Annotated in this window: 7 protein-coding genes; 1 reads left to right on the forward strand and 6 read right to left on the reverse strand. The window is 71.2% G+C overall.

Annotation, left to right across the window (positions count from 1 at the left end):
• Positions 1-786 (forward strand): expansin EXLX1 family cellulose-binding protein (locus AC1D01_RS09660; protein WP_477865828.1); only part of this gene is annotated, 786 nt, incomplete at its 5' end.
• Between the two features lie 9 nt (positions 787-795).
• Here AC1D01_RS09660 and AC1D01_RS09665 read toward each other — a convergent pair.
• The 6 genes from AC1D01_RS09665 to AC1D01_RS09690 form a co-directional block, all read right to left on the reverse strand.
• Positions 796-2,289 (reverse strand): hypothetical protein, encoded by a 1,494-nt coding sequence (locus AC1D01_RS09665; RefSeq protein ID WP_477865829.1) that lies wholly within the window; start codon positions 2,287-2,289, stop codon positions 796-798.
• Entirely contained in the window at positions 2,286-5,858 is a 3,573-nt protein-coding gene (locus AC1D01_RS09670; protein ID WP_477865830.1) for a BadF/BadG/BcrA/BcrD ATPase family protein, read from the reverse strand. The genes AC1D01_RS09665 and AC1D01_RS09670 overlap by 4 nt, the downstream gene beginning before the upstream one ends.
• Complete coding sequence (locus AC1D01_RS09675) at positions 5,855-6,172, reverse strand: hypothetical protein (protein WP_477865831.1); 318 nt, start codon at positions 6,170-6,172, stop codon at positions 5,855-5,857. The genes AC1D01_RS09670 and AC1D01_RS09675 overlap by 4 nt, the downstream gene beginning before the upstream one ends.
• Positions 6,173-6,203: 31 nt before the next feature.
• Positions 6,204-7,334 (reverse strand): prolipoprotein diacylglyceryl transferase family protein, encoded by a 1,131-nt coding sequence (locus tag AC1D01_RS09680; RefSeq protein ID WP_477865832.1) that lies wholly within the window; start codon positions 7,332-7,334, stop codon positions 6,204-6,206.
• A gap of 13 nt (positions 7,335-7,347) precedes the next feature.
• Positions 7,348-7,935, reverse strand: a complete 588-nt coding sequence (locus AC1D01_RS09685; RefSeq protein WP_477865833.1) for a hypothetical protein — start codon at positions 7,933-7,935, stop codon at positions 7,348-7,350.
• Positions 7,932-10,331: eCIS core domain-containing protein (locus AC1D01_RS09690; protein ID WP_477865834.1), on the reverse strand; the 2,400-nt coding region annotated here is incomplete at its 5' end. The genes AC1D01_RS09690 and AC1D01_RS09685, both read right to left, overlap by 4 nt.

Here is a 10,331-nt window from a genome sequence, read left to right on the forward strand (position 1 = left end):
GCCCAGGCCTGCGGCGCCTGCATCGAGGTGACGAACCTGAATACTCAGCAGTCGGTGGTCGTGCGGGTGGACGACCGCTGTCCGGAATGCGCACCCGGCGATGTCGACCTGTCGCAAGAGGCTTTTGCCGGCATCTCGCCACTGGGGGCCGGCCGCATTCCGATCAGCTGGAAGTACGTGTCGTGCACGCCGCCGGCGGCGAAGGTCTATTTCAAAGAGGGCTCCAGCCAATGGTGGGCCGGCGTGCAGGTGCGCGACCATCGCAGCCCGGTCGCGTCCCTCGCCTGGCGACCCGGCGGCGGCAGCGGCGCGTACAGCGCCCTCGGGCGCGAGATGTACAACTACTTCATCGCCCCGAGCGGCATGGGGCCGGGGCCCTACGACCTGCAGATCACGGACGTGTTCGGCCAGGTGATCACGGCGACGGGCGTGGCGCTGGCCGTCACGACGGAGATCGATCTCGGCCTCCAGTTCCCGAAGGTCCTGCCGTCTCCCGGCAGCTCGTCCGGGGGAGGCGGCAGCGGCGGAGCCGCCCTGCCGGCCACGACGGGCATCGCCGTGGCGAACGACTGGGGCCAGGGCTATTGCAGCAACGTCACCGTGACGAACCCGAATGCGACACCGCTGACCTGGACGGTGTCCTTCAGCGTCGCCGGCACCACCTACACCTCCTGGAATGCCACGCTGTCGCAAAGCGGCAGCACCGTCACCGCCAGTGGCGTGTCCTGGAACCAGGTGCTGCAGGCCGGGGCCGGTACATCGTTCGGGTTTTGCGCCAATCGGTGAGCGAGGGCCTCAGCCGCGACGAAGCGCTTCCTGCTCTTTCCGCACCAGCAGCTTCGCCTTGAACAGGTCTCGCATGACCCGGCTGTAGGCGTTGGCGGCGCCATCACCCGTGGTCTCGATGGTGCAGAAAATGGCTTGCGGGTACTTTTCGACCACCAGCGACTGCACGCCGTCCGAGACGCCGGAAGAAGGCATGCAGCCGAAGGGCTTGACGCTGACGACCATGTGCGCCTTGCGGTGCTTCACGCTCTGGATCAGCTTGCCGACTTCCATGTGCCCTTCGCCGCCGCGAAGGTGGTTGTCGTAGAACGGGTGCGACAAGGTCGCGATCTCGTCCAGGTCGCACAAGCGCCATGCCTTCAGGCCGAGCGTCACGGCGAACAGCGCGTAGGTGCTGCGCAACGCGGCATCGGCTGCGCGCGCCAGCGCGAGCCGGCGCAACGGATGCTTGCCTGCCAGGCCGTGGCGGCCCGGGTCGGCCTGCTGCAGCTTCATGCGCCGGCGCGTGTCCCAGCGCAGCTGCCACACGTTGTAGAGCAGCCAGGCCGTGACGGGCTGCGCATCCACCTCGGCGCCCTCCGCTTCCAGGAAAGCCTGCAGCCGGTAGTTGCCGTCGCCTTCGGTGGTCATGGCCCAGAACTCGCCGATCACCGATACCCTGGGCTTGACCTGCGAGCGATCGAGTGCCACGCCGCCGAGCAGCCTGCGGCAGGTCCAGAGCGCTGCCAGCAGGCTGCCGCGCGTGGCCAGCGCGTCGTGCAGCAAGGTCTTGCAGCGCGCCAGTGCCGCCTCGGTGGCGCCGGGCACGCACTCGTAGGGCCGCATGCGGTAGCCCATCGCGTTGAGCACGTCGCCCGCGATCACCGCACGCAGCACGGCGAAGAAGAAGCGCCGGTCCAGCACCAGCCCGTCGCCGCCACCGCAGGCTTGCCGCAAGCCGCCCTGCTGCTGGAACAGCAACACGCGAAAGCCCGCGAAGCCCGCATCGCGCAGCGCCTTGCGGTACTCGGTCGCGTAGGTGCCGAAGCGGCACGGGCCGCAGGCCCCGGCGGTGACGAAGACGTGCCGCTCGATGATCTCCTGCGTGCCCAGGCCCTGCACATCGCGCAGGGTCACGAGGTGCTTGACCAGGTTGCCGACCGTGAAATAAGTGGGATTGCACTGGCCGCGATTGCCGAACTCGCGCCCGAAGCGCAACGCCTCGTTGTCCGGCGTGCCGAGCACCTCGACCTGGTAGCCGATGCCCCGGAGCGCGCCCTGGATCAGCAGGTCCTGGGCCTGCGTCAGGCCGCCGCACAGCAGCGTCGTGCGGGCCCGCTCGGCGCAGCTGAAGCGCTGCGGCGCGGCGTCTCGCCAATGCACGGCCGGCGTGGCGGCGAGGCCGAGCCGCACGCGCTCGTCGCGCTCGAACTGCTGGAGCTCGCGCTCGATGTCCGCCGCCTGCGCGAGTTCGTCGCGCAGCCAGACCACGCTGCGGGTCGCGTTGCCGTCCGGTGCATTCATGCTGGCCTCCGATGAATCGTGATCGGCTGCGCTTTCACCGCGGTCTCGCACGCGCGCCCGCTCCTCGGCTCGACGGGTGCGAAGCGGATCGGCTTCTCTTCGTCGACCCATGCGGCGTAGCTCTGATCGGCCGCGTCGCTGCCGACCACGCGCCCGCCTTGCCGGCGGGCCCGCAGCTCGCGCCGCCGGGCATCGATGCGCTGCGCGAGCTCGTCCTTCGCGGCGCGCAGGTCCTGCAGCTTCTCGGCGTGGCGCTGCAAGGTGTGCGCATAGGTCCGCACGCGGATCTTGATCGAGCCCGACGGCTTGTTGGCGTCGATGTCGTGCAGCGCCGCGTACGGGGTGGCGCTCGCCGCGACGATGTTGTCGATCATTCCGTAGGTCGGCGCGTCGTGGCCGCACTTGAAGCTCGAGAAGTCGAGCACCACCAGGTTCGGATGCCTGGCCGCGAACTTCGCAGCCCAGACCTTCTCGGCGCTGTTGGTCGAATACGCCTCGGGCCACACGTCGGCCACGCCGAGGACATCCGCATCGCCACCGAAGAAGCGCGCCAGCCATTGCGGGTCCTTCGGGATCGAGCGGATCGACAGCACCGGGTAGCCGAGCGCCTGGAACTCGTCGAGCACGCCGTGGTTGAGCCCCGGATCGCCGTGGTAGGGCCGGCCGAGCACGAGGATGCCGACCTTGTCCTCGTCCTCCAGCTGCTCCAGCAGCAGCATGCCGCGGCGCTGCATCTCGCTGTCGAAGCAGCGCAGCGCCGCCCAGGCCTGGTCGAGCGCGAAGTCGCTCTCGTCGCGCGTCACGCCCAGGCGCTCGCCCCAGGCCTCGAACATCTGCTGCTGCATGAAGCCGGGCTCGTTGAGCGTGATCGCCGGATCGACGTAGGCCACGCCCCCGCGCGCGAAATGGTCGCATTCCTTGGTGAAGGCCGCGCGCATCACCTTGGGCACGCCGGCCACGATCGGGCAGGCGGTGGTGTCGGGCATGCCGCGCACGAAGCTCGGCAGGTGCGTCAGGCAGGGAAAGAAGATGAAGTCGAGCGGCCGCAGCTTGTGCTTCACCAGCAGCAGGTCGTGGATGTGCGCCTGCACCACCTTCGACGGAAAGCAGGGATCGATCGATCCGTAGCGCCCGCCGGCCTCCCACATCTCCTCGCTCGTGACGTCGGAGAAGACGATGTTGCGCGGTGCCACGCCGAGCGCCTCGAAGTAGGCGCGCCACAGCGGCCCGGTCGAGTACATGTTCAGCACCCGCGGCATGCCGATGCGCAAGGCGGCGCGCCGGGCCGCGCCCGCCGATCGCTCGAAACCGCGCACCGGCGCCAGCCAGAGCGACTTCCAGCTCCTCGCGCGGCGCACTTGCTGCAAGGGCGTGCCCGCGTCCGGCAGCGGCTGCGGCGTGTGGAAGGCCTTGAAGGCCAGCTCGGCCTCGTAGTCGACCAGGTTCGGAAACTGCGCCTTCAGCGACTTGCGGTGCGACACCAGCGCCTTCAGCGCCTCCTTCGATTCCACCGTGCCGTGTTCGCACGAGAAGCCCGCGATGTAGCGGCTCGTCCGGCCCTGCGGCGTCGCGGCATCGATGAAGGTCCGCTTGCACGCGTTGGCGCAGAAATGGCAGACCGTGCCGTCGTCGTTGCGCGTGGTGTAAGCCAGGCCGATGGCCGCGTCGAGCCCGACGAAGCGGCTGTGCCCGCGCCGCCCGACGACCCGGCGAGCCTCCAGCGCCGCACCGATGGCGCCGGCCTCGCCGCAGTGCGGGTGCACGTGCACCACCGCGCCCGGCACGCGCTGCACGATGTAGTCGTGCTGCGCCTTGACCGCCGCCAGGTTGTGCTGCGTGCCGCCCTGCAGCACGAAGACGCGGCCCAGCTGGTCCAGGCGCGGCAGCTGCACCACGTACTGCCAGATGTTCTTCGGCAGCACCAGCGCGAGGCCCGCCATCAGTTCCTCCTTGCCGTAGCCCTCTTTCTGGAAGCTCACGCGGTCGGTGTCGAGGAACACCGCGCAGCCGTAGTTGAACTGCGGGCTCAGCCGCGCGCGGAAGGCCAGTTCGGCATAGTCCTGCAGCGCGACGCCGAACTGGCTCGCCATCGCCTGCAGCAGCATGCCGTTGCCGGCCGAGCATTGGTTGGAGAGGCGGAAGTTGCGGATCTCGCCGGCCGCCATGAAGAGCACCTTGATGTCCTGCCCGCCCACGTCGCAGACCACGTCGGCATCCTCGAAGGCACTCCGGGCCGACATCATGTGCGCGACCGTCTCGACGATGTTCGCATCGACATCGAGCGTCTGTTCGAGGATGTCCGCCGCATAGCCGGTCGCCCCCACGCCCAGTACCTGCAGCGTGGCCCCCTGCCCGCCCACGAAGTCGCGCACGCGCTGCAGGATCTGCTTCGCGTCGGCCAGCGGGTTGCCCTGCGAGAGCTGGTAGTCCTTGAAGAGCAGTTCGCCCGCCTCGTCGACCAGCACCGCTTTCGACGAGGTGGACCCGCCGTCGATGCCGACGAAGGCGCGCACCACCTGCCGCGGCGCGAAGGCGGCCGGCACGAAAGGCAGGGCGCGGAATCGCTCGACGAAGGCATCGCGCTCGGCATCGCTCGCCACCAGGGCCGGACCCTGCGCGTGCAGCGCCCGGGCGCCGCGCCCTTGCGCGATCGATGCGCGCAAAGCCGGCAGGCCGGCGTAGCGGCCCACCTGCGGCGGCTCCTGCAGGCCGAACACCGCGGCGCCGTAGGCGGCGTAGAGCTCGGCATGCGCCGGCACGAAAACGAGTTCCTCGATGGTCAGGTCGCCTGGAACGGCGAGCCCGCGCGACTGCCAGAGTTCGGCGATGCGCTGCCGCCAGCAGCCTTGCAGGAATGGCAGGTAGGTGTTCGGCCCGCCGAGCAGCAGCACGCGCGGCTGCAGCGTGTGCCCGCGCGTCAGCACCGAGAGGTTCTGCGCCACGATGGCGTCGGCCAGCGAGCACATGATCTCCTCGGCCGGAAGGCCGGCCTTCAGCAGGCCGACGATGTCGGTCTCGGCAAACACGCCGCACTTGGCGGCCACCGGATGCAGCTTGCCGGGCTGCCACGCCAGCGCGGCGAGCGCCTCGGCGGCCAGGCCCACCTTCAGCACGCACTTGTCGATGGTCGCGCCGGTGCCCGAGGCACACTTGTCGTTCATCGAGGCGATCACGCGCCGGTCTGAAGCCGCCGCACCGGGCGGCGCGGGCTTGTAGATGATGATCTTGGCGTCCTGCCCGCCGAGCTCGATCACGCTGCCGACCTCCGGATGCAAGGCGTCGACGGCGATCGTCACCGCATTGACCTCCTGCACGAACTTCGCGCCGACGAGCGGCGCGAGCGGCGGCCCGCCGGAGCCGGTGATGAAGGCGCGCATCGACGCGGGCGGCACGGCGCCGAACTGCGCCTCGATCGCCGACAACTGGTCCTCCACCACGGCAGCCTGCCGCGTCTCGTGGCGGCGGTAGTCGGACCAGAGGATGGCGCGGCTGGCGGGATCGACCACCACGGTCTTGACGGTGGTCGAGCCGACGTCGATGCCGAGGATCAAGGCGTCGGGCCGCGTCATCGCTTGTCCTCGAGCAGGACGACGGTGTCGCCCTGCGGCTGCGCAGCGGAGCCCGGCCGCAGCCGCCGCATGGCGGCCAGCACGCGCAGCCGCCAAGGCGCGGGTACGGGCTCGGGCTCGGGCACGCAGGCCACCACCGGCATCGCCTGCGCGGCCGTCTCGGCCGGCTGCGACTGCCCGATCAACCTCAGCACCTCGCGGTTGCCCACCGTCTGCTGCAACCGCAGCACCGAGCGGGCCCACAGCGCGTGGCCGCCACGCGAGGACGGATGCGGCGGGTGGATGCGCGCCGGCTCACAGGAAGGGATGGGCATGGCGTCTCCTTGGTGGCTGCGGGCGGGCGGCTCAGCGCCGCGCTTCCCGCACGATCAGGTGGTAGATGCCCCGGCTGCCGCGCAGCAGGTCGCGCACGCCGCGCGCACCGATCAGGTTCGCGATCAATCCCGACAGTGCACGTGCTTCGCCGGCCTCCAGGCGGCGCCCGGCGTGCGACAGCGAATAGAGCGCCACCGGACGGCCGCCCACGCAGCCGAGCGATTGCGTCGACACGCCGAAGGCCTGCGACGTGCGCCGCACCGCGATCGGCCCCTGCTGCGGCAGGGCGAGCGAGTGGATCAGGCCGGCGACTTCGCCCGCATGACGCGGCGCGAGGATGCGGTGCCGGGCGCGGCCCGCCACGGCGAGCACCGTCAACCCGAGGGCAGTCGCCAGGCCCACGCCCAGGTGCCAGTGCGTCCGCGGCAGCCGGCCCTGCCATTCGCCGGCCAGCACCAGGGCCATCAACGCGGCCGAGGTCCATTGCGCCTCCGAGAACCGGCCCCAATACGGACGCGCCGCATCGCCGCGCAGTTCCTCGAGCCAGATGCGCACGGCGCAATAGCTCACCACATGGAAGCACAGCACGCTGCCCGCGCGATCGCCGCGCCACGCCATGACGCTGCCGGCCGCGACGATCGCCGCGACGAGCATCGATTCGAGGGCCTGGATCGGGAACAACCGCACGCCGACGTAGCAGGCGGCAAAGCCCTCGCGCGCATGCGCGTCGCTGTACCGCACCCCCCAGTGGTGCGGCCGTCCGTGGCAGCAGCCGACCATCAGGCAGCCCTGTCGCCCGCAGACCAGGAAGGCCCCGAGCCACAGGGCATTCAGGTCGAGATAGCGCAGCACCGGCGCGCCGAGCGCCTGCAGCAGCAGCGCACCCGTCGACAGGATCGCGATCTCGTGGTGGTAGAACACCAGCGCCTCGCGGCCGGTGAGGACCTTGGTCGCCATCGCGAGCACGAAGGCCGTCGCCAGGCCGCTCGCCAGCAGGCAGGCGACGACGATGGCCGACAGGCCCTGGTGCGCAGCCAGCACCGAGACCAGCCCGGTGGCGAGCAGCAGCCCCACTGCGCCGCAGACCTGGAAGCTCGACACGCAGCGGCCGAAGACCGTCACGCGCGGTCGCAGCCAGCGGGAATGCGGCAGGAGGGGCATGCCGGCGATCTCGTCAGCGAGGCGGCCGGATCGGCCGCCGCTCGACGCGCACCTGCCCCCAGGGCAGGGTGCGGAACTGCTCCAGCGTGCAAGGCGCGAACCCGTAGGCGCGCACGATCGCGCCGGTGATGTTCTGCACGTGCAGCACCAGCCCGCGCGACGCATGGATGCGTTGCGTGTGCACGCTGCCGACCCCCGAGCGTTCGCTGGCCTCGGGCTCGCCAAGCATGTCCGCGATGGGCCGCGCCGGCTGCAGGTCGTTCACCTCCAGGCCCAGGATCGCACCGTCGCGCAGCCACACCTGCACGTCGCGCGGTACCTGCGCAGACCGCGCATAGCGCCTGAACGCCGTCGGCGTACCGGCCAGCGACGCGACGCCGTCGGGGCCGCCGGCGCCGGGCCCGTAGGCCGTTTCGGCATCCTGCCTGCTGCAGCCCGGGGGCAGGCCATGCCACGCGTCGAGGCGGCCCTCGGCCAAGGCGCGCAGCGCGTTCACGCAGGCGGACGGTTCCGGTGCATTCATCGTTTCGGCCTCCGGGTTCGGATGGACGGCGAGCAGCGTGGCTGCCAGCAGCGCAAGGGTGGCATGGCGGATCTTCATGGCTTGGGAATCAGCAAACGCATGCCGGCGGTGAGCGATCCCCACGGCGCCGCCGGGTTGGCATCGGCCAGCGCCGACTCGGTGATGCCATTCTGCTTCGCGATCTGCGCCCGGGTCTCCGAGCCGCCCGTCCCGGCCGACACCACGATGTGCTCGCGGGCGCCCGGGATGCGCACGCTGCCGGAGATGACGGTGCTGCCCGTCAGCCCCGGATTGGCCGCGGCGATGTCGGCCACCGCGACGTTGGCTGCCTTGGCCAGCTGGTCCACGGTCGTGATGCCCGCCGGCACGCTCAGCAGGTCGCGCGCCGCGGCGGCGACCGGTGCCGTGGTGCCGCCGCCCGGCTCCAGCCCGAGGAACTCGACGTGGCCCTGGAAGAAGGCCGCCTTCACGGCGTTGTCGCCCACCTTGCCGCGGATCGCCGTCGCGTGCGCCAGGAAATCCGCGTAGCTGCCGGCTTCGAACGGGGGCACCGTGCCCGCCGGTGGCTCGGGGAAGCTTCCGCCCTCGATCTCGGCGCGCAGCGATGCGTTCTTCGGCGCCTTGGGGATCTGGTCGAGCAGCACCTCTTCGCTGAACATCGTGCAGAAGCCCTCCGACATGATGCGGTTGTTGGCGCCTCCCGCCGAATGGAACACCGGATGCTCCAGCGTGTGGATGTATTCGTGGACCAGCGTCTCCCAGGCCGACCAGCGCACGTTGCGCTGTGCCGGGGATGGCGCCCCGCCCGAGCCCGCGGTCGTGCTCAGGGAGGGATCCGGCGCGGTCCCGATGACGATCTTGCCGGTGCGCGGATCGGTGAGGGCAAAGCCGAAGAGATCGAACAGCTCCAGGTCCGCCTGGCGCGCCGCCACGAACGGCGCCACGAWCTCGGTCTCCAGGAAGGTCTGCTCCTCGCCGCCGCGGGTCGGGCTGAAGTTGTGCGGCGCCATGGCTGCGGAGCCCGCCGTCTCGGCGATCCAGCCCGCCAGGTCGTGGGCGTCGATCGGAAGCCCGGCCAGCGCGCGCTGGGTCTTGTCGTTGGCGTCGAACAGGTTCTGGTTCGCACCCGATGCACGAAAGGCGAAGCCGTGCCGCACGGCCGCCTGGCCCGGCGTCAGGGCCGCCACGGAAATCCATTCGTCGAAGCGTTGGTCCACCACCTTCTTCGCCGCGTTGCCCGGCCCTTCGAGGTCGGCGATCGGCACCCGCGCGGGGCCTGCGATGGCATGGATGCCTGGCATGTTCGCGTCGAGTTCCAGGCGCATCGCATCGGTCACCTTCGTCTTCAGGTCGGCCTTGCGCGCCGCCTTCTGGAGGGCCGTTCCCGGCGCTGTGCTCAGGGCATCCCAGTCGGCCAGCGTCGGGCCGGAGCCCGCCGCGCCCGGATGCAGTTCGCGCTGCACGGCCTGCTGGGTGGTGGCGTCGGGCTGCGCGGTGCCGGCGTGCAGGTCCTTTCCTTGCGCCACCTTCGACTTGTCCTTCGAGCAGCGCGACAAGGTCAGCCCGCTCTTCAGGCGCGGGGCCACGTCGCGCGCCGCCTCGCGTGCGCCGAGCCAGCCTTGCCTGACGAACGCGGCGGCGCTGCGGTCCGCGTCGGCTTCCAGCGGCCCTGCGTCCTGCGCCGATCTCGCGCCCGAGGCGCCGCCCTGCTGCGCGACATGCGCGAGCTCGTGCGCGATCAGCGCATCGCCGCCGGGCGTGCCCGGCCGGAACTCGCCGGCACCGAAGGCCACGTGGCGACCGACCGTGAAGGCGCGCGCGTTGAAGTCGTCCGAGAGCCGGCTGCCGGTGGCATCGTCGTGCAGGCGCACGTCGGCGAAGCTGGTGCCGAAGGCGGGCTCCATGCGCTCGCGCACCGGCGTCGGCAAGGGCTGCCCCTGCCCCAGCTCGTGCTGCACCGAGGCCGGCGGCCGCGCGGCCTGCGCGCCGCCGGGCCGGCCCTTGAAGAACATGCCGCCGAAGGCGTTCAGCACCCCGCCGCCGGCCATCGGGGAGTCGGGCATGTCCTCGGGCAGCCCGCTGATCTCGCCGGTGGCGGCCCAGGCCCGCGCGCTGCGCTGCACCCGCGCCGCCACCGCGCCGATGTAGCCCGCCACGCTCGATGCGCCGCGCGATTCGGGCGCATAGCGCCGCAGCGAGAGTTCGACCTGGCTCGCGCTGCGCGAGCGGTAGTAGTCCAGCCAGTGATCGATCCACGGGCAGCCCTGCGAGTCGCGGCCGGTGCCCACCAGGCCTTCGTCGACGGCGGCGCAGATCGCCAGCCGCAGCGCATCGAGGAACTCGGTCTTGCGCATCTGCCCCTCGTGCAGCGCGCCCTCGTCGTCGGCCAGCAGGTCGCCGCGTGCCGGCGCACCGGCCGATGCGGGCACCGGCGCCTGCGCCGCAGCGGCCGGCATGGCGCCGGCGTCCTGCTC

Source organism: Rhizobacter sp. P3_B12 (assembly GCF_056402895.1).

Excerpts from the sequence above, each read along its gene's own strand:
- AC1D01_RS09665 (WP_477865829.1), bottom strand. The coding sequence starts at position 2,289 with ATGAATGCACCGGACGGCAACGCGACCCGCAGCGTGGTCTGGCTGCGC.
- AC1D01_RS09670 (WP_477865830.1), bottom strand. The coding sequence starts at position 5,858 with ATGACGCGGCCCGACGCCTTGATCCTCGGCATCGACGTCGGCTCGACC.
- AC1D01_RS09675 (WP_477865831.1), bottom strand. The coding sequence starts at position 6,172 with ATGCCCATCCCTTCCTGTGAGCCGGCGCGCATCCACCCGCCGCATCCG.
- AC1D01_RS09680 (WP_477865832.1), bottom strand. The coding sequence starts at position 7,334 with ATGCCCCTCCTGCCGCATTCCCGCTGGCTGCGACCGCGCGTGACGGTC.
- AC1D01_RS09685 (WP_477865833.1), bottom strand. The coding sequence starts at position 7,935 with ATGAAGATCCGCCATGCCACCCTTGCGCTGCTGGCAGCCACGCTGCTC.